General features: G+C 72.1%; 13 protein-coding genes. 8 read left to right on the forward strand and 5 right to left on the reverse strand.

Features of this window, described 5'->3' with window-relative positions; genetic code table 11:
• The first annotated feature begins 235 nt into the window (after positions 1-235).
• From ACGFR7_RS21290 to ACGFR7_RS21300, 3 genes are all read left to right on the forward strand, one after another.
• A complete protein-coding gene (locus ACGFR7_RS21290) occupies positions 236-3,847 on the forward strand; it encodes a BTAD domain-containing putative transcriptional regulator (RefSeq protein ID WP_393321374.1) in 3,612 nt (1,203 codons plus the stop codon).
• Between the two features lie 276 nt (positions 3,848-4,123).
• Positions 4,124-4,567, forward strand: coding sequence for an SRPBCC family protein (locus ACGFR7_RS21295; RefSeq protein WP_393321377.1), 444 nt, complete (start codon positions 4,124-4,126; stop codon positions 4,565-4,567).
• Between the two features lie 481 nt (positions 4,568-5,048).
• Complete coding sequence (locus tag ACGFR7_RS21300) at positions 5,049-7,460, forward strand: MFS transporter (protein WP_393321747.1); 2,412 nt, start codon at positions 5,049-5,051, stop codon at positions 7,458-7,460.
• 92 nt (positions 7,461-7,552) lie between these two features.
• Here ACGFR7_RS21300 and ACGFR7_RS21305 read toward each other — a convergent pair whose 3' ends face one another.
• From ACGFR7_RS21305 to ACGFR7_RS21315, 3 genes are all read right to left on the reverse strand, one after another.
• Positions 7,553-8,410, reverse strand: coding sequence for a class I SAM-dependent methyltransferase (locus tag ACGFR7_RS21305; RefSeq protein WP_393321379.1), 858 nt, complete (start codon positions 8,408-8,410; stop codon positions 7,553-7,555).
• A 399-nt stretch (positions 8,411-8,809) separates the two neighbouring features.
• Positions 8,810-9,685 (reverse strand): serine hydrolase, encoded by an 876-nt coding sequence (locus ACGFR7_RS21310; RefSeq protein WP_393321382.1) that lies wholly within the window; start codon positions 9,683-9,685, stop codon positions 8,810-8,812.
• Positions 9,686-9,993: 308 nt separating this feature from the next.
• Positions 9,994-10,875: a helix-turn-helix domain-containing protein gene (locus ACGFR7_RS21315; protein ID WP_393321385.1), complete on the reverse strand. Its 882-nt coding sequence runs from the start codon at positions 10,873-10,875 to the stop codon at positions 9,994-9,996.
• Between the two features lie 379 nt (positions 10,876-11,254).
• Between ACGFR7_RS21315 and ACGFR7_RS21320 the strand changes: the two genes are divergently transcribed.
• From ACGFR7_RS21320 to ACGFR7_RS21340, 5 genes are all read left to right on the forward strand, one after another.
• Positions 11,255-12,088 carry a M55 family metallopeptidase gene (locus ACGFR7_RS21320; protein WP_393321750.1) on the forward strand — a complete coding sequence of 278 codons (834 nt, stop codon included), beginning with the start codon at positions 11,255-11,257 and terminating at the stop codon, positions 12,086-12,088.
• Positions 12,081-13,445, forward strand: a complete 1,365-nt coding sequence (locus tag ACGFR7_RS21325; protein ID WP_393321388.1) for a M20/M25/M40 family metallo-hydrolase — start codon at positions 12,081-12,083, stop codon at positions 13,443-13,445. The genes ACGFR7_RS21320 and ACGFR7_RS21325 overlap by 8 nt, the downstream gene beginning before the upstream one ends.
• Positions 13,446-13,485: 40 nt before the next feature.
• Positions 13,486-15,546, forward strand: a complete 2,061-nt coding sequence (locus tag ACGFR7_RS21330; RefSeq protein WP_393321391.1) for a prolyl oligopeptidase family serine peptidase — start codon at positions 13,486-13,488, stop codon at positions 15,544-15,546.
• Entirely contained in the window at positions 15,543-16,475 is a 933-nt protein-coding gene (locus tag ACGFR7_RS21335; protein WP_393321394.1) for an LD-carboxypeptidase, read from the forward strand. Before ACGFR7_RS21330 ends, ACGFR7_RS21335 begins: the two co-directional genes overlap by 4 nt.
• A 324-nt stretch (positions 16,476-16,799) precedes the next feature.
• The gene (locus ACGFR7_RS21340) at positions 16,800-18,587 is read left to right on the forward strand and encodes a CocE/NonD family hydrolase (protein ID WP_393321753.1); all 1,788 of its coding nucleotides are present in this window, start codon (positions 16,800-16,802) and stop codon (positions 18,585-18,587) included.
• 119 nt (positions 18,588-18,706) lie between these two features.
• Here the strand turns inward: ACGFR7_RS21340 and ACGFR7_RS21345 are convergent, their stop codons facing one another.
• The gene (locus ACGFR7_RS21345; protein WP_088800950.1) at positions 18,707-18,901 is read right to left on the reverse strand and encodes a ferredoxin; all 195 of its coding nucleotides are present in this window, start codon (positions 18,899-18,901) and stop codon (positions 18,707-18,709) included.
• A 35-nt stretch (positions 18,902-18,936) separates the two neighbouring features.
• A complete protein-coding gene (locus tag ACGFR7_RS21350) occupies positions 18,937-20,124 on the reverse strand; it encodes a cytochrome P450 (protein WP_393321397.1) in 1,188 nt (395 codons plus the stop codon).
• Between the last annotated feature and the right edge of the window lie 140 nt (positions 20,125-20,264).

Below are 20,264 nucleotides of genomic sequence, written 5' to 3' on the forward strand. Positions count from 1 at the left end.
GGGCCCGTGGGCCCCGTGGGCCCCGTGGCCCAGGCGGGCCAGGGCCCCGGGCCGACTGTCCTCGCGACCGCCCCGGGTGCCCCCGTGCCGTCCGGGGCGGTCGCTGTTCGCCCCTCGTGCTTCCCACCCCACTCTGGACGCTTCGTCTGGACGATTCGCTGGACGAACCTCTGGGCGGGGCACTGGTAAGGGGGTAGGCACACTGCTGAGCGAGGGTTCACGGGAGAGGCATTTCATGGGAGTTGAGCGCAACGCGGGGCAATCGCTGCGCTTCGAGGTGTTGGGTCCGGTGCGCGCTTGGGCCGGAGACAGGCAACTCGATCTGGGGAGCCCCCGCAGATCTGCTGTTGCGGCGGTGCTGCTCCTCCATGCCAACCAGGTCGTCGCCAGGGAGCGGCTGATCCAGGCTGTCTGGGGTGAACCCGCGCCCGCATACGCCGTCAATCAGCTCCAGAAATACATCTCCGGGCTGCGGCAGGCACTGCATCCGGGGCGTCAGCCGCGGACCCGGTCAGAGACGGTGCGGTGGTCGGACGGCGGCTACGTCCTCTCCGTACCGCCGGGCGGGCTCGATCTGGAAACCTTCACAGCGCTGGTCGCGCAGGGCCGCATCGCCCGGGCCGAAGGCGACCCGGAGCGGTTTGCCGCCCGTCTGCACGAGGCGTTGGCGCTGTGGCGTGGGCCGGTTCTGGCCAATGTGTCGAGTCTCTATCTGGACGGGGAACGTGAACGGCTCACCGAGTGGCACACCACGGTGACGGAGGAGCGGATCGAAGCCGATCTGGAGCTGGGGCGGCACGCAGAGGTGATCGCCGAACTCACCGCCCTGGTGGCCGAATTCCCCCTCCGGGAGCGGTTACGGGCCCGTCGGATGCTGGCCCTCTACCGGTGCGGGCGACAGGCGGAGGCGCTGGCGGTGTACGAGGAGACCCGACGCCTCCTGCGCGACGACCTCGGGGTGGACCCGGGCTCGGAAATCCAGAAACTGCACGCTCGGATACTGCGCTCGGACCCCTCGTTGACCCCACGCGCGCGGCCGGTGCAACGACTTCAGCGGACGGCCCCGCCCCAGCCCCCGCCGGCGGAAGCGGACACCACTACCGGCCTGCGCCAACTCCCCATGGACATAAGGGGGTTCGTGGGGCGCGCAGCAGAACTGCGCCAACTGCAACATTCGCTGTGCGGGCCTGCGGCCGGGGCCGAGGGCGATGCCCGAGCGGTGCGCCTCGCGGTCATCGAAGGCATGGCAGGGGTGGGCAAGACACGTCTCGCCGTACACGCCGCACACCGCTTCGTCGCCGAGGGCCACTTCGGCGACATGCAGTTGTGGGCCGACCTCAAGGGTTTCTCCTCCAGCCGCCCTCCGGCGGACCCGGCCGATGTGCTGGAGGACTTCCTGCGGCTGCTCGGCGTGCCGGGCAGCCGGATTCCCCCGGGAGCCGAGGCGCGAGCGGCGTTGTACCGTGACCGGCTGGCGGGCAAGCGCGCTCTGGTGGTGCTGGACGACGCCGTCGACGAGGACCACGTGCGGCTGCTGCTGCCCGGCAACCCGTCCTGCGCGCTGCTCCTCACGAGCCGCCGGGTGCTGTCCGGGCTCGACGGCGCACACACCGTGCGGATGGGCGTGTTGTCGCCGGAGGAAGCCCTGACGCTGATCGCGCGGGTTTCCGGCCGTCCGGCCGAGGAGCCGGCCTCCGGTGCCGCGCGACGTGTGGTCGAGCTGAGCGGACGGCTGCCGCTGGCGCTCGCCTTGGCGGCACGGCGGCTGCGAACCCGTCCGGCCTGGAAGGTGGAGGAACTGGCGGAGCGGTTGGAGAACGACACAGGCCGGCTGCAGCAGTTCTCTGTCGGAACGCGCACGGTGAACACCGCCTTCGAGCTGTCCTACCGCTCGCTCCCCGCTGAGCTGCGGCGGGCGTTCCGGCTCCTCGCCCTCCACCCGGGTGACGACGTCACGCCCTGCTCGGCCGGTGCGCTCCTCGGTGTGGCCTGTGCCGAGGCCGAGCGACAGCTGGAGTCGCTGCTGGACGAATACCTGCTGCAACAGCACTCCTCCGGCCGCTACTGCTACCACGACCTGCTGCGGCTGTACGCCGCCGGACTGGCCCGTACCGAGGATGACGGGGCGGAGTGGCGCACCGCGGTACGACGCCTGGTGAACTGGTACTGCCGCGCCGCCGGCGCTGCCCGTCATGCCCTGGAACCCTGGCGGCCGCGTGGCGAAGACGGCACCGGGACCGACTCCGCCGCTGAACCCGCCGCCGCGGACCATGCCGCCCTTCCCGCCGCCCTGGTCCACTCCGCCTCCGCAGCCGACTGGCTCGAGCAGGAACGCGCGAATCTGCTGGCCGTCTCCCGTGAGGCCGCAGCCGCTGAGTGGCACCACAGCACCTGGCGACTGGCGACCACGGCCCACTCCTTCCTGGCGCAGCACTCGTACGGCACCGACAGTCGTGAGGGCCTGCGGCTGGGGTTCGAGGCGGCCCGCCGGCTCTCTGACCCCGTCAAGCAGGCCGAGATCCTGCGGGATCTGGGCCGCATGTACGACGGGCTGGGCAGACACCAGGACAGCGCGGCACAGCACCACGCCGCTCTGGCCCTGTCCCAGGAGGAGGGAGACGCGGCAGGCGCAGCCGAGGCACACGCGGGGCTCGGCCGCACCTCGTACGCACTCGGGCGCTATCCGCAGAGTGCCGAGCACCACCGGCGGGCGCTCACGCTGTTCGAGAAGACCGGAAACCGGCACGGACAGGCCCGGTCGCGCGGTGGGCTGGCTGTGGCGCACTGGTTCCTTCCCGGGAACCTCCACGAAAGCGCCAAGCAGCACCGGTGGGCGGCGGCGTTGTTCAAGGTGACCGGCGACAGCCGCGGAGAGGCCCACGAAGCCAGCAACCTGGGCCTGGCGCACTGGCTCTTCGGCAACTACACCCAGTGCGCCCGGTACCACGGCCTGGCGCTGGCCCTGTTCCGGCAGAACGGCGACCTCCGTGGGCAGGCGATCGCCCGCCACGGCCTCGGCCTCGCGGCATGGCACCTGGGACGGCCCGAGGTGGCGCGGGACCACCACCGGTATGCCCTCGGCGTCTTCCGGGAACTCTCGGACCGGCGTGGCGAGGCCATCGCACTGCACCGACTGGGCTGTGTGGCGTGGTCCGCGGGCGCGTACCGGCAGGGCGAGGACCTCCTGCGCCAGGCCCTCGCACTCGGCACCAGCATCAGCAACCGCCAGACCGAGGCGTGGACGCTCACCTCGCTCGGGTTCCTCTGCCGGCGTCTGCACCGTACCGAGGAAGGCCGGGGCCACCTCCACAAGGCGCTCGACGTCGCCCGGGAGATCGGGGACCGGCACTGCGAGTCCGACGCCCTCGTCGGTCTGGCCTTGACCAGCCTGACCACGGGGCAGCCGGACCATTGCACCGAAACGGCGCAGCAGGCTTTGACCCACGTCCGGCAGCTCGGCCATCCGCACGGCGAGGCCCTGGCCATGATCACGCTGGGCCTTGCTTCCAGCGCCCGCCGGCAACCGCACGAAGGAGCACAGTGGCATCGGCGAGCCCTCCACCTGGCCCGGGCCACCGCCGAACCGTTCACCGAATCCACGGCCCTCACCGGCCTCGGTCATGCCTGCACGGAACTCGGACATCACCACCAAGCCGAACAACTCCTGGACACGGCCCTCACCATCCGACAGCGCATCACCGACCGTCACGGCCAGGCCGACACCCTGATGGTCTTGGCCGACCTTTTGCAGGCGACGGGCAGATCCCGAGCCGCACGGTCCAGCCGGGAACGCGCCCGGTCGATCCTCCTGGACATCGGCGCCGCGGCCGACGCCCCGCCAACCTGAGCCCGTACCGGCGACCGCCCCGCCGGCTGCGACCGCACCGCCCTTCGGGGGGTCGACGGCCCGGCTGATGATGTCCGTACCGAACAGCGCCGACGGGTTCGCGCCGAGGTGGTCCCGGCGGACGGCCTCCTTCTGGATCCGTCAGAGCCCCCGGAGCCATAATGGAACCCCTGTTCCCTTGTGTGGGGGCGGCCCTGAATTTGGGCGCGCCGCCCTGGGGTGGTTGGCTTGGCGGCGCACCGCAGGACCGGCAGCCGAGCACTGGAGGACACACACATGGGGCAGGTCGAGGCCATCACGCAGCGCGAGATCGCGGCGGACCCGGAGGACGTGTTCGACGCGCTCGCCGACTACTCCGGCACGCGCCGGCAGCTGCTGCCCGAGCACTTCAGCGAGTACGAGGTCCGCGAGGGCGGCGACGGCAAGGGCACCCTCGTCCACTGGAAGCTCCAGGCCACGAGCAAGCGGGTGCGCGACTGCCTGCTGGAGGTCGACGAGCCGACCGACGGTCAGCTCGTGGAGAAGGACCGCAACTCCTCGATGGTGACCACCTGGGTCGTCACCCCGGCCGGCGAGAAGCGCGCCAGGGTCGTCGTCACCACCACCTGGCAGGGCGCCGGCGGTATCGGCGGCTTCTTCGAGCGGACCTTTGCCCCCAAGGGGCTCGGCCGGATCTACGACACCCTCCTCGACAACCTCACCGCCCACGTGACGAAGTAATCGGCCTTTCCCGCCCGTCACCCTGAGCGCATGCCGTCACTCTCACCGGTTCGGGTGGTTTCCGGTGAGCGGACGCGTCCGGCCCGCCGGAACGCTTCCGTACGGAAAGCCCTGATGGGAGCCCAAGAGGCGCCCCTGGCAACGTACTTGACGTCCCTTCCCGCCCCGCCCGCACCCTTTCGTCGTGGTTGATCGGTGTTGTCGCCCAATGCGAGAAATTGGGCGGCAACAGGCGTGACGAGGGGAGCAGCACGTGGGCGGGACCACCCTGAGTGAGCGGGGCGAGAGAGCCGAACGGGCTGAGCGGGCCGGACGGACCGGTTCGCCCGCCGCCGGCGCGATCACGGCCCCGGCCGCGGCCGTGCACGGCGGGACGGACAAGCACGGCGGGACGGACAGGCACAACGGGAACGGCAGGAAAGGCAGGACCGAGCGCCCCGCCCCCGGTGCGTCTGTACCGGCCGGCCACCGCCGCGTCCGCATGGTCGTCCTCGCCCTGATGCCGGCGCTGCTGCTCGCGGCGCTCGGTCAGACCATCGTCGCCACCGCGCTCCCCAAGATCAGCGGCGAGCTGCACGGCCTGGACACGATCTCCTGGGCGGTGACGTCCTACCTCCTCGCCTCTGCCGTGGGCCTGCCGCTCCACGGCAAGCTCGGTGACCTCTTCGGCCGCAAGCCCGTCCTCCTCTTCGCCCTTCTCGTTTTCACCGCCGGCTCGGCGCTGGCCGGCTGGTCGCGGACGATGGACGAACTGGTCGCCTTCCGGGCCGTCCAGGGCTTCGGCGGCGGCGGGCTGATCATCGGCGTCCAGGCGATCATCGCCGATGTCGTACCGCCGCGGGCCCGCGGCCGCTACACGGGCGTGGCCGGCGCCGCCTTCGGACTCGCCGCCGTGGCCGGCCCGCTGATCGGCGGCCTCTGCACCGACCACGCCTCCTGGCGCTGGTGCTTCTACCTCAACGTTCCGGCCGGCGTGCTGTCGCTGCTCGTCCTCACCGTCGGCCTGAAGCCGTCCCGGCCGGTGCGCCGCGCCCGGCCGGACCTCGCCGGAGCGCTGCTGCTCGCCGCTTTCACCACCTGTCTGGTGCTGCTGACCCGTTGGGGCGGTGCGGAGTACGCCTGGAACTCGCGGGTCATCCTGGGACTCGGCGCCGGTGCGCTCGGCTGTGCCGTGCTGTTCCTCGCGGTCGAGCACGTCGTCGCAGAACCGCTGGTCCCGCTGCGGCTGTTCCGCGACTCGGTCTTCAACGTCACCGGCCTGACCGGCGCCGTCATCGGCATCGCACTCTTCGGCGCCGCCGGTTACCTGCCGGCCTTCCTGCAGAGGGCCGACGCGGGCACGGCCACCGAGTCCGGGCTGCTGATGCTGCCCCTGACGGGCGGCATCGTCCTCGCCTCCCTCGTCTCCGGCCGGCTCATCAGCCGCACCGGGCACCACAGGGTGTTCCCCGTCCTCGGCTGCGTGGTGGCCGGGGTGGGGATGTGGCTGCTGTCGCGGATGCCGCAGAACACCCCGCGCGAGGTCTACGCCCTCTGGGCGGGCCTCCTCGGACTCGGTATCGGCATCGGCCTCGTGCTGCCGGTGCTGGCGCTCGCCGTGCGCAACTCCGTACGCGCCGCCGGCCTCGGCACCGCGACGGGCGCCACCCCCTACTTCCGGCAGCTCGGCGGCAGCGTCGGCGCGGCCCTCTTCGGCACCCTCTTCGCCGACCGGCTGGCCCATCGGCTCGCCGACCGACTGCCGGCGTCGGCGCGGCTGCCCGCCCCGGAGTCGATCCTCCCGCAACTGGTGCGCGCCCTGCCCGCCTCGCTGCGTGACAGCGACATCGCCGCGTATGCGCAGGCCATGCCGGGGATCTTCTTCTCTCTTGTGCCGGTGCTCGTCCTGGGCCTTGTGCTCGCCTTCTTCCTGAAAGGGAAACCCCTGGTGTCCCACGCCTCTCCTGCCCCGCAGGCCTCCCCGACCCCGTACGCCCCGCACGCCCCGCACGCCCCGTACGGCGATCCGTCCGATCCCGCCGTCGTTCCACCGGCCCGTACCACGACCGACGCGGCCGCTCCCCACACCCCTGACGGCGGGACGACTTACCCCCGGACGCACGGCTACGGCAGCGCCGGCGCGCCCCCCGTCACGGCCGGCGTCCCGGTGTGCGGCACCGTCCAGCACCACGACGGCAGCATCGTGCCGCGCGCCGCGCTCACCCTCATCGACGTCGCCGGCCGCCAGGTCGGCCGCGGCGCCACCGGCGACGACGGGCGGTACGCCCTGAGCACCCCGGGGGCCGGCTCGTACGTGCTGATCGCGTCCGCGGGCGGGCACCAGCCGCAGGCCGTCAGCGTCACCGTCGGGGAGCGGCCGGTCGAACTGGACGTCGTGCTCGGCGGCGCGGGGCGCCTCGCGGGGACCGTCACCACCGCCGACGGCACACCCGTACGCGATGCCATGGTCACCCTCACCGATGTCCGCGGCGAGGTCGTCGCCACCACCCGCAGCGGACGCGAAGGAGGCTATGTCATCGGTGAGTTGGTGGCCGGCGAGTACACCCTCGCCTCCAGCGCCCCGGCGTTCCGCCCCGCCGCGCTGCCGGTGACCGTGCAGGCGTCGCGGGAGACCCGCCAGGACATCGAGCTCGCCGGCGGCGCGGTGCTGCGCGGGACCGTACGGGCCGGCGGCGGCCGCCCCGTCGAGGACGCCAGGGTCACCCTCCTGGACGCCGCCGGCAATGTCGTCGACACCGCGACCACCGGCTCGGACGGGCTGTTCCGCTTCGTGGACCTCTCGGCCGGCGAGTACACCGTCATCGCCGCCGGGTACCCGCCGGTGGCCACCGTTCTGCGGATGGCGGGCGGCGGCCGCACGGAGCGCGACCTCCAGCTGGGGCACGAGGACTGAGCGCTGCGCGACGGCAGCGGCGGACGGTGCGCACGGTGCGCGGGCGGCACTTCCTCTTCGGGAGTGCCGCCTGTTCGGGAGTGCCGGACCGGTCAACCAGGCGGCGCCGTACCGAAACTCGGTGCCGCCGGCCCGAAACGCAGCCGGGTGATCAGCGGGCGGTCCCCGCGGAGCAGGGGAACGGCCGCGGCGCGCGGCGCGAGATAGCCGAGGAACCCACGGCCCGCGGGCAGCGGGACGTCGGTCACGTCGCCGATGGCCGGATGGGCGGCGCGCAGTTGGTCCCGCCCGGCCGCGTCCATGCCCCACGGCATCGGGGGCAGACGATGGCCGCCGGGTCCCTTGGCGCCGGTGCGGGTACGGGCGCTGAAGCGCCGCGACACGGTGTCGAGCACCATCGAGCCACCGGGAAACGCCTCGGCGCAGGCGGCGATCAGCTCGGTCACCTGCGCGGGCTGCAGATACATCAGCAACCCCTGCGCGGTCACCAGCACACCGCGTACGGGGTCGATGCCGGCCATCCACCGGTGCTCGCGCACGTCGCAGTCGACGAGCCGCTGCCGTGCTCCGTGCGGAAGTACGCGGCCGCGCAGCGCCAGCAGTTCGGCAAGGTCGACGGTGACCCACTGGGCCCGGCCGTTGTCGACCCGCCAGAACTGGGTCTCCAGGCCCTCGCCGAGAGCGATCACGGTGCCGTACGGGTGGGCGGCGAGGAAGTCCCGCACGACGCCGTCGAATCCGAGGGCGCGGAGGGCGACGGCCTGCGCCAGCCACGGGCGGGCGCCACCCAGCCGTTCCCCGAAGGGGAAGTCCACCTCGGCGACGAGCTGTACGGCGCGTGGGTCGGTCAGCACGGTGTCCGGACGGGCGGCCTCGGCGGCGCGGTGGTAGAGCGTCCACAACGCCGTTTCGGGAACTCCCTTGAGGTCTGCCGTGACACGGACTGGCACCGAGTTCCTCCCAGAGTGCGGTGTGGCGGCGGTCCGGCGGCGCGACACCTCTCGGGCCGCCGGATGCACTGCCCGGTGCCGCGTTGATACCGCCGCTGCTGTCCCGCAGGGGGCCGATCCGGGGAGCGGTCACCCCCGGGAGTGCATAGTCGTACCGCGGAATGCGCTGTGCTCTTTGACCGGCACCGGGCAACTGCCGGGTGGCGAGCAGGAGAAGGTGCTTGCTCGGATGCCTGTCTGCCCCCGCAGGGAGCCCGGGGGCGTCGGCGACGTGCCCTCAAAAAAGGCCGGTTGACGGCGGACGGCCGGCCCGGCGAGGAGCCGGTCCCGGAGCGGGACGGGTGCCGGCGCGGAGCGGGACGGGTGCCGGAGCGGAGTGGGCGCTCCGGCCCGTGAAGATCAGTGCGCCAGATCGCGGTGGATGACCCGGGCGGCGCTCTCGACGGTGTGCACGCCGTAGTCCATGGTGCGGCTTCCGGTGGAGAGGACGGCCATGCCGTAGTCGTGGCCGCTGCAGGTGAAGGTGCCGACGCTGTTCACCCGCCAGCCGCCGGTGTCGCGCGGCAGCCAGCCGTTCTTGACGTGGACGGACGCTGCGGCGGGGGCGCCGGCGGGGGCTCCCCAGCGCTGGTCGGCCTCGACCCGGTGCATCAGGTCGAGGGCGTAGCCGCGGGAGGGCGCGGTGAGCACCGCGTTGTCCGTGGTGAGCAGCTGCATCAGCTTGAGCTGGTCGCCGGCGGTGACCTGGGTGAGGCCCCAGGCCTTGCCCGCGCCGGGGACGGTGTGCCGCATCCCGGCCAGGGACAGGAAGTGCTTGATACCGGCCGGGCGGATCTGGTGCCAGAGCGCCGAGGTCGCGGCGTTGTCCGACTTGGTGATCATGGCGGTGGTCTGCTTCACCTCGTGCGGGGTCAGCTTGCGGTGCGCCTCCTGGCTCTGCCGCAGCAGGGCGCCGAGCACCGTGACCTTCACCACACTCGCCGAGTCGAAGTGGGTGCCGGCCTTGAACTCGCAGCGGGTACGGGTCGGCCGGTCGTAGATCGCCAGCGCCGAGGCGCCCTTGCGCCCGTGGAGGGCGTCGGCGATGTCCTGGGACAGAGCGGGCGCCAGGCCCGGCTTCTTGGAGGTGCACACGACCCGGGAGTCGCCCACCGGCGTGCTGGAGGTGCTGGCCGAGGCCGAGGTCGCCGTGGTGAGTGCCGTGAGCAGTGCTCCGGCGACCACGGCCGCGGCCAGCCCACGGCGCGTGCGGGTCGCTATGCGTGATCCGTGCATGAAGGTGGTGTCCTGTCCCGCTGTGTATCGGAGACCCGCTACCGGGGGCCGGCCTCGGGTGACCGATGGTGCGCCGGGCCGCTGTGGCCGCGCTGCGGCCGGGGTCCCGGTTGAAAGGTCACAGTGACGATACGTGGCGGGGGTCTGGGCGCCTTGATGGAATGCGGTGAATTGTCCGTTTTCGTGTCGCGTGTCGTGGTGTGATATTCGACAAATCGGGCGGTGGGTCAGATGTGGGTGGGCGCGTGGGGTGGGTGCGTTCCGGGGGTGTCCTGGGTGCGTCCTGGTTTCGGTGGTGCGGGTGGTTTCTAGGGGCGTGGCAGGGCCCTGCGGGGTTTGGCGGCGGCGCGTGGGCGACGGGTGGCGGCCGCGCGCCGCCGCCGTGCGCCGGCCATCAGCTGGCGGCTGCGCAGCGCCATCTCGATCTCGAAGCGGGTCCGCGGATCGCGAAGGCCGGCCCCGAACAGCTTCTCCAGCTGGCGCATCCGGTAGCGCACCGTCTGCGGGTGGATGCTGAGCGCCTTGGCCACCTCGGGAGCCCCCATGCCGCCGAGCCAGGCCAGCAGGGTGGCTTCCAGCCGCTCGCACCGCTCCGGCGTCAGTCCCGCGAGCGGGCTCAGATGGCGGGCGATCAGGGTGCGGGACAGCGATTCGTCCTGGAGGAGCAGGAGGGACGAGAGGTGGTCGTCGACGAACACCACGCCGGCCTCGGGGCCGTCGTGCGGGGACGCCAGATCCAGCAGCCGCGATGCGGAGCGTACGGACGCGGCGGCCTCGTGCGCCGGCACCGCGTGGCCGACCACGGCGGCGCGGTGTCGCAGTACGCCCTTCAGCCTCGCCCTGCCGCTCTTGCCGTCGGCGAGTTGGGCGGGGATCAGCAGGCCCGGCGCCTCCTGCGGCGCGCTGACCAGACAGTCGCCCAGTGCGGACGCCACGAGATGGATGTCGGTGTCGGTGCGCAGCATGACGGCACGCACCTTGTCGGGCAGCGGCCGGCCGCGTCGTAGTACCTCCTCGATCAGGCGGGTGACCTGCTGGTGACCGCCGCGCTCGATGACTTCCCGGAAGCCTGGATTGCGATCGCAAAGTGTTTGCGCGATCAGTTCGGTCAGGATCGCGAGTTGGTCGTCTTCGCTGTCGGCCCGGATGCCGCGTTGCGGTAAGGCGTCGTTGAGGGCTTCGCTCACCATTCTGCCTCTGTTTCATCGCGTGGGAAGCTGGTCCAGCCTGTTCTACCTCACCTGGCACGTGCCGTCGGCAGCTGACAGAACTCGTTCGGATGCCCTTTCGGAATCCGTCAGAAGTTCTTCCGCTTTGCGACAGAAACTGCCTGAGATGCGGTGCCACAAGAGCGTACCCCCAGGTTCCGGTTGGAAGGAATCGTGGTGCAGCGGCGAAGAAAACGTGATGCTCGCGCCAACGGGGCCGCACCGGCGGGACCTGGACGGGGCGTCAGTCCGGAGGTCCTGGTTAGGCTGGGGGAGCTGTTCGGGCCCTCCGAACGTGATGTGAACGAGTGATGTCGGGAATCGTGCGGACCGCCTCCTAGCTGCGATAGGACTGGTGAATGTGAAGATCCTCATCTCCGCGGACATGGAGGGCGCCACGGGCGTGACCTGGCCCGCCGATGTGCTGCCCGGCACCCCTCAATGGGAGCGCTGCCGCCACATGTTCACGTCCGACGTCAATGCGGCGATCGCCGGATTCTTCGACGGCGGGGCCGACGAGGTGCTGGTCAACGAGGCGCACTGGACCATGCGCAATCTCCTGCTGGAACAGCTCGACGAGCGGGCACAGATGCTCACCGGGCGGCACAAATCGCTCAGCATGGTCGAAGGCGTGCAGCACGGCGATGTCGACGGCATCGCCTTCGTCGGCTACCACACCGGGGCCGGCACCGAAGGCGTCCTTGCGCACACCTACCTGGCCAACACCCTCACCGGGGTCTGGGTCGACGGCACCCGCGCGAGCGAGGGCCATCTCAACTCCCTTGTGGTCGCCGAGTACGGCGTACCGGTGGTGCTGGTCACCGGCGACGACCGCACCTGCCAGGACGCGCTGGGCTACGCCCCGCAGGCACCCGGTGTGGCGGTCAAGGACTATGTGTCGCGCTATGCGGCGGTGTGCCGGCCGCCGGCCCGTACGGCGGCCGAGATCCGGGCCGCGGCCTGCAAGGGAGCGGCGCTGGCGGTACGTCACGAACCCTGCCGGCGCGGGCCGTTCCGGTTCGAGTTGGAGTTCGACGCCGAGCATCTGGTGGGCGCGGCGACCTGCGTTCCCGGCGTGGAGCGAACGGGGGAGCGCCGCGTTGCGTATACCTGTCAGGACATGTACGACGCCATCCGGTGCTTCAAGGCGGTCACGACCGTCGTGTCGTCCGCCGTGGAGGAGCAATATGGCTGAGCGGGAGACGGCCGGGGGGCCGGCGGACGAACAGGCCGCCGGCGTCGACCGGCAGGCGCTCGACGAGGTGGTGCGCTTCACCTCCGAGCTGATCCGGATCGATACCGGCAATGCCGGTGACGGCGCCTGCCGGGAACGGCCGGCCGCCGAGTACGTCGCCGAGCGGCTGGCCGGGGCCGGGCTGACGCCGACACTCCTGGAGCGCAGCAAGGGCCGTACGAATGTCGTCGCCCGGATCGAGGGCACCGACCCCGGGGCCGACGCCCTGCTGGTGCACGGTCATCTGGACGTGGTCCCCGCCGAGCCCGCCGACTGGAGCGTGCACCCCTTCTCCGGCGAGGTCCGCGACGGCGTGGTCTGGGGCCGGGGCGCCATCGACATGAAGAACATGGACGCGATGGTGCTCGCCGCCGTACGCCAGTGGGCCCGCAGCGGAGTGCGACCGCGGCGTGACATCGTGCTGGCCTTCACCGCCGACGAGGAAGCCAGTGCCGAGGACGGCGCGGGTTTCCTTGCCGATCGGCACGCCGGGCTCTTCGAGGGCTGCACCGAAGGCATCAGCGAGTCCGGGGCCTTCACCTTCCATGCGGACCGCGGCATGCGGCTGTACCCGGTCGCGGCGGGGGAGCGCGGCACCGCCTGGCTGAAGCTGACCGCCCGGGGCCGGGCGGGGCACGGCTCGAAGGTCAACCGCGACAACGCCGTCAGCCGGCTGGCCGCCGCCGTGGCCCGGATCGGCGCGCACGAGTGGCCGGTCCGGCTCACCCCGACCGTGCGGGCCGCACTCGGCAGGCTCGCCGAGCTGTACGCCGTCGAGGTGGCCGCCGACGCACCGCACTTCGACGTCGATGCGCTGCTCGGCCGGCTCGGCGCGGCCGCCAAGCTGGTCGAGCCGACCGTCCGCAACAGCGCCAATCCGACGATGCTCTCGGCCGGTTACAAGGTCAATGTGATCCCGGGATCGGCCGTGGCGTACGTGGACGGCCGGGTGCTCCCCGGGGGAGAGACGGAGTTCCGTACGACCATGGACGAGCTCACGGGGCCCGGTGTGAGCTGGGACTACGACCATCGCGAGGTCGCGCTGCAAGCCCCGGTCGACTCCCCGACGTATGCCGCGATGCGGGCCGCGATCGAGCGCTTCGACCCGGACGGCCATGTCGTGCCGTACTGCATGTCCGGCGGCACGGACGCCAAGCAGTTCTCCCGGCTGGGCATCACCGGCTATGGTTTCTCGCCGCTCAAACTGCCCGAGGGGTTCGACTACCAGGCGCTCTTCCACGGCGTGGACGAGCGCGTACCGGTCGAGGGGCTGCACTTCGGCGTCCGGGTGCTCGAGCACTTCCTGCGCACGGTCTGACCGGCCGGAGCGCCCGACCGGTGGAGGAGAGGAACTGCACATGGTGACCACGGCTCCGTACGGCGGCTGGACGTCCCCGGTAGACGCCCAGGTGGTGGCCGCGCACGACGGCCGGCCCGCCTTTGTCGGCGCGGTCGGCGACGAGGTGTGGTGGACGGAGCCGCGGCCCGCGGAGGGCGGCCGGCGGGCGCTGGTCCGCCGGCGGCCGGACGGCACCGAGGAACCGGTGCTGCCCGCGCCCTGGAACGTCCGCAGCAGGGTGCTGGAGTACGGCGGCCAGCCCTGGGCCGGCACGGTCACCGAGCAGGGACCGCTCCTCGTCTTCAGCAACTTCGCCGACCAGCGGCTGTACGTCTGCACACCGGACGGTGGCGACGCCCCGCGCCCGCTCACCCCGCTCTCCGGCGTCGGCGCCGGACTGCGCTGGGTCGATCCGGTACTGCGCCCCGAACTCGGCGAGGTGTGGTGCGTCCTGGAGGAGTTCACGGGCGACCGGCCGACCGATGTGCGCAGGGTGATCGCGGCCGTGCCGCTCGACGGATCCGCGGCCGGAAACCGCTCCCGGGTAAGGGAGTTGAGCGATGACCGGCACCGCTTTGTGACCGGCCCGCGGATCTCCGCGGACGGGCGGCGGGCCGCATGGATCGCCTGGGACCACCCCCTGATGCCCTGGGAGGGCACGCTGGCGATGGTGGCCCGGATCACCGGCAAGGGCGAGTTCGAGGACGTCCGGCCGCTCGTCGGCGACCTCGGCACCGGCGAGCCCGACGGCGGCGCGGCAGGGGAGTCCGTCGCGCAGATCGAGTGGGCGGCGGACGGCTCGCTGCTCTTCGTCTCGGACCGCAGCGGCTGGTGGGAGGTGCAGCGCATCGACCCCGACGGCGGGGGCGCGCGGCCGCGTGCGGGAGAGGGGCCGGGACCCGGGGAGGGCGACGGCGCGGTGGCCCTTTGCCCCTCCCGGCAGGAGGAGTTCGGCGGGCCGCTGTGGAATGTCGGGCAGCGCTGGTTCCTGCCCCTGGAGAACGGCACCGTCGCGGTGATCCACGGCCGCGGATCCACCACCCTGGGCATCCTCGACCCGGTGACCGGCGAACTCGTCGACTCCGCCGGCCCGTGGACGGAGTGGGCACCCACCCTCGCCGTGCAGGGCAGCCGCGTCCTCGGTATCGCCGCCGGCCCGCACAGCTCGTACGAGATCGTCGAGCTCGACACCTGCACCGGACGCACCCGGGTGATCGCCTGCCGGCACGCCGACGTCCTGGACCCGGCCTACTACCCCCGGCCGCGCAGCCGTACCTTCACCGGCCCCGGCGGACGGGACATCCACGCCCACATCTATCCGCCGCACAACCCCGACCACCGGGCGCCCGACGGCGAGTTGCCGCCCTTCGTGGTGTGGGCGCACGGCGGTCCCACCGGCCACGCCCCCATGGTGCTCGACCTGGAGATCGCCTACTTCACCTCCCGGGGCATCGGTATCGCCGAGGTCAACTACGGCGGGTCGACGGGCTACGGCCGGGAGTACCGCGAGCGGCTGCGCGGCCAGTGGGGCGTGGTGGACGTCGAGGACTGCGCCGCCGTCGCCCGGGCGCTGGCCGACGAGGGCACCGCCGACCGTGCGCGGCTGGCCATCCGCGGCGGCAGCGCGGGCGGCTGGACGACCGCCGCCTCCCTGACCGCCACCGACGTCTACGCCTGCGGCACCATCAGCTACCCGATCCTGGACCTGACCGGCTGGGCCGGCGACGAGACCCATGACTTCGAATCGCAGTATCTGGAGTCGCTGGTCGGCCCGATCGCGGAGGTGCCCGACCGCTACCGTGAACGCTCGCCGCTGCACCGTGCGGACCGTATCGCCGGGCCGTTCCTGCTGCTCCAGGGCCTGGACGATGTGATCTGCCCGCCCGCGCAGTGTGAACGGTTCCTCGCCGCGGTCGCCGGGCGCGGTATCCCGCACGCCTATCTGGCCTTTGCCGGGGAGGGGCACGGCTTCCGCCGGGCGGACACCATCGTGCGCGCCCTGGAGGCCGAACTCTCCCTGTATTCCCAGACCTTCGGCCTCGCCCGGAGCGATGTCCCGGTGCTGGAGCTGCGCGGATGACCGCGGCGGAGCCGGTACGGGCGCCGCGGCTGCGGCCCGGCGACCGGGTGGCGGTGGTGGCACCCAGCGGCCCCCTCGCACCGGAGCGGCTGGACCGCGGGCTGGACGTACTGCGGGGCTGGGACCTCGACCCGGTCGCCGCGCCCCATGCCAGGGACACCCACCCGACCCTGCGCTATCTGGCCGCGGCCGACGAGGAACGGGCCCGCGACCTGCAGGAGGCGTGGTGCGACCCCGACGTCAAGGCCGTGTTCGCGGCGCGGGGCGGCTACGGCGCCCAGCGCATGGTCGATCTGCTGGACTGGGACGCCCTCCGGGCCGCGGCCCCCAAACCACTGGTCGGCTTCAGTGATGTGACGGTGCTGCACGAGGCGTTCGCGGTGCGCGCCGGGGTGTCCACCCTGCACGGACCGGCCGTGGCGGGTGAGGTCTTCCTCAAGGACGACGCCACCCGCGAGCATCTGCGGCGCACGCTCTTCGCGCCCGAGACCGTCCGGACCCTGGTGTCGCCGACCGCCCGGCCCCTGGTGCCCGGGCGGGCCCGCGGCGTCACCCTCGGCGGCTGTCTGACCATGCTCGCCACCGAGGTGGGCGCCCCGCGGGCCAGGCGTGGTGCGGCGGGCGGCCTCCTGCTGCTGGAGGACATCGGGGAGCCGCCGTACCGCCTCGACCGGGCGCTCACCCAACTCCTGCGCGCCGGCTGGCTGGACGGTGTCGCCGGGATCGTGCTCGGCTCCTGGGCCGGCTGCGGTCCCTACGACCGGGTGCGGGCGGTGCTGAGGGACCGGCTGGGCGGGCTCGGGGTGCCGGTGGCCGAGGAGTTCGGCTTCGGGCACGGCGACAGTGCGCTGACCCTGCCGCTGGGCGTCCCCGCGGAGCTGGACACGACGGCCGGCACGCTGACCTTCGAGCGAACGGCGACCGTCTGAACGGGTCCGTCATTCTCCTGATGGCCCGCCACTGTCCGTCGCTTCCGGGGTGGTCGGCCTGCCGCGTCGCCCCGTGTCGCAACGGGGGCGTCCGCCGGGCGCGCAACGGGGGCGGCGCTGAACTGACGTCCTAACGACGACGCACGCCGCGGCCGTTGCATTCCCCCTCCCCGTGACACAGCATGAGCGCGCCGCTACCGACTGGTTGGTACGACGTGTGTGGAGGTCTACGTGCCCAGCGTGTCCCGAGGCATGTCCCAAGGCGTGTCCCGAGGCGTGTTCCAAGGAGTGCCCCGAGGCGTGTCCCGCCGCCCCCTGCTCCGTATGTCCCTCGCCCTGCTGGCGGGTTCCGCCCTCGTCACCCCGCTCGTCCTGACCGCCCCCGCACCCGCGGTGGCCGCCACCGCCCCGTACACCGTCACCGCGCTGAAGGTCACCGTCCGGGCCGGTGACCGCCAGTGCACCCTTGACACGGATGTCTACCGGCCGGCCGGTGCCGTCGCCGCCCGTCCGGCGCCCGCCGTGCTGACCACCAACGGCTTCGGCGGCGACAAGGCGGACGGCCCGACCGACGCCCTCGCCAAGGCCTTCGCAGCCCGCGGCTATGTGGCGCTGGCCTACTCCGGACTCGGCTTCGGCAAGACCAACTGCCCGATCTCCCTGGACGACCCCCGGATCGACGGCCGGGCGGCAAGCGGGCTGGTCGACCTGCTGGCCGGTGCCCGGACGGCCGACGACGGGACACGTATCGACTATGTCGCCAAGGACGGGCCGGGCGATCCGCGGGTCGGCATGATCGGCGGATCTTACGGCGGGGCGGTGCAACTGGCCACCGCCGCCGTCGACCACCGGGTCGACGCGCTGGTCCCCCTCATCACCTGGAACGACCTCTCCTACTCTCTCGACCCCAACAACGCCGGCCGTACGCAGGGCGCCGGCGGGCCGCTGCCCGGTGCGTACAAGTGGCAGTGGACCAACGGGTTCTTCCTGATCGGTGAGGCGCAGGGGCTGCTGCACCCGCAACTCGACCCGTCGCGGGCCGGCGGCGCCGGCTGTCTGCACTTCGTCGCGCAGGCCTGCGAGACCAAACGGCTGCTGGATTCGGGCAGGTACCCGCCCCGGCGGACCCGGGCCGTGCTCGCCTATGCGCGCAGCGTCTCCCCGGTCTCCTATCTGGCCTCGGTCAAGGCGCCGACACTGCTGGTCCAGGGCCAGAACGACAGCCTGTTCAACCTCAACGAGGCCACCGCCAGCTACCGGACGCTGGCCGCACAGGGCACCCCGGCCGCGATGATCTGGCAGTCCTGGGGCCACAGCGGCGGGATGAGGAAGCCGGCACAGGGGGAACTCGACCTGGCACAGGGCAATCTGGACACCAGCTATGCCGGGCGGCGGGTCCTTGCGTGGTTCGACCGGTATCTGCGCCGTCGGACGGCTGCCGCCACCGGCCCGGCCTTCGCCTACTACCGGGACTGGGTGACGGACGGGGCCGCCTACGCCACCTCGCCCGTCTTCCCGGCGGGCGGCAGCCGGCGGCTGTACCTCTCCGGGGACGGCACACTCGTCGGCCGCCGCGGCGAGGTGGTGCGCGGCAGCCGGGAGTACCGCAATCTGCGGACGGCCACCAGCCACTCCGAGAGTTCACTGGCCGGGCTGCTCGGCCTGCCGGACGTGGCGCCCTACGACGCCAGGGGCACCTACCTGGACTGGACGTCGCGGCCGGTGAGCGGCGGACCGGTGGAGGTGGTGGGTGTGCCCACGGTGACGCTGAAGGTCTCCTCGCCGCAGGCCGAGCGGGTGCGGAACTCCTCGGACGCGGCCGACAGGCTGGTGCTCTTCGTCAAGCTCTACGACATCGCGCCGGACGGCGGGAAGACGCTGGTGCACCGGTTGGTGGCCCCGGCCCGGGTGGCCGATGTGACCCGGAGGTTCACCGTGGAACTGCCGGGCATCGTGCACCGTTACGAGCCGGGGCACCGGCTGCGCCTGGTCCTCGCCGCGAGCGACGACGCCTATGCGGGCAACCGGGGGATCAAGCCGGTGACGGTCCGCTCTGCACCCTCGGACACCGGAGTGCTGGAACTTCCCGTCACACAAGGGGTGTTGCGGTAGCGGATGGGGTGGATGCCGTAGGGACAGAAGGAGGAGGGCGGAAGGTGCCGGGCGCACCGCGGGCCGGGTGTCAGCCGGAAGCCGCGCGCGTCAGCCGGGCCGTCCGCGGGGGTGGTGGCTCAGTCGTCCGTGACCGAGATGGCCTGTACGGGGCAGGCGCGGGCGGCCTCTCGCACCAGCGGGTCGCCCGCGCCGTCCTCACGGCCGGGCAGCAGGGCGCTGAAACCGTCGTCGTCCTGGGTGAAGACTCCCGGCGCGGTCAGGGCGCACTGGCCGGCGCCGATACAGCGGTCGGTGTCGATGGTGATCCGCATCCCGGACCCCTTTCGTTCGTCTGCCGTCATGGCTGCTACCAGGCCAGCGGCAGTTCGATCATTCCTTGCAGAGTGTCGCCCGGCTTGAAGGGAATCTCCGCGGCCGGCACGGCGAGCCGCAGGTCCGGGATCCTGGTGAACAGCGAGCGCAGCGCGATGTCCATCTCGGCGCGGGCGAGGTTCTGCCCCAGGCACTGGTGGATCCCGAAGCCGAACGCCACGTGGTGGCGGGCCGAACGGTCGAGGTCCAGCTCGTCCGGCGACGGATAGGCGGCCTCGTCCCGGTTGATCAGCGAGGTGGGGAACAGCACGCCGTCGTCGGCGCGGATGAGCTGCCCGCCGATCTCGATGTCCTCCGTGGCCACCCGCAGCATGCCGTCCGCGATGGACAGGAACCGCAGCAGCTCCTCGACGGCGGCCGGCATCAGGCTCTCCTCGGCCTTCAGCTGCGCCAGCTGCTCGGGGTGTTCGAGCAGGGTGAAGGTGCCGAGCGAGATCATGTTGGCGGTGGTCTCATGGCCGGCCACCAGCAGGATCATGGCGAGCCGGACCAGGTCCTCGTGGGCGAGGTCGCCGGGCCGCAGCCGCTCCTCGACCAGCTCGTCCAGCAGCCCTTCGCCCGGGTTCTTCACCTTGTGGGCGATCAGCTCGGTGAAGTACTCCTCCAGCTCGATGCGGGCTGCCTCCGCCGCCTCGGCCGTACGGCTGCGCAGCAGACGGCTGGACGCGCCCTCGAAGAACTCGTGGTCGGAGTACGGGACGCCGAGCAGCGAGCAGATCACCATCGAGGGGACCGGCAGCGCGAAGGCGGAGACCAGCTCTGCGGGCGGGCCCTCCGCCAGCATCCGGTCGAGCAGTGAGTCGACGATCCGGTGGATGTCCGGCCGCAGCGCGGCGACCCGCTTCACGCTGAAGCTGGGGATCAGCATCCGGCGCTGGGTGTTGTGCTCGGGATCGTCCACCCCGATCAGCGGGGTCCTGACCTGGCGGATCGCCGCGAAGCGCTCGACCGGCATCGGGAAGGCGGGGTTCTGCCGGTCGGAGGAGAGCCGCTGGTCGCTCAGCAGTGCCCGCGCCTCGCTGTGGCCGGTTACCGCCCATACCTTGCGGCCGTCATAGAGCGTGACATGCGTCAGCGGTCCGGTCTCCCGCAGCGGCTGGTAGTCGGCGGGCGGGTGGTAGGGACAGGTGCGGTCCTGAAAGTAGGAGATGGCTTCGGTCACGGAATTCCTCCCGTACGAGGAGCTCAAGTGGATCGAGCTGCTCGGGTGTGAGATGTCAATGCTGAAGCGCGCCGTGTTCGCCGCGCTGATCTCACCTCATGCCTCGGGTGCCGGACACGTCTACGCGCAGTTCGGCCATT

Origin of the sequence: Streptomyces sp. NPDC048516, from assembly GCF_043199875.1 — a bacterium.
Taxonomy (GTDB): domain Bacteria; phylum Actinomycetota; class Actinomycetes; order Streptomycetales; family Streptomycetaceae; genus Streptomyces.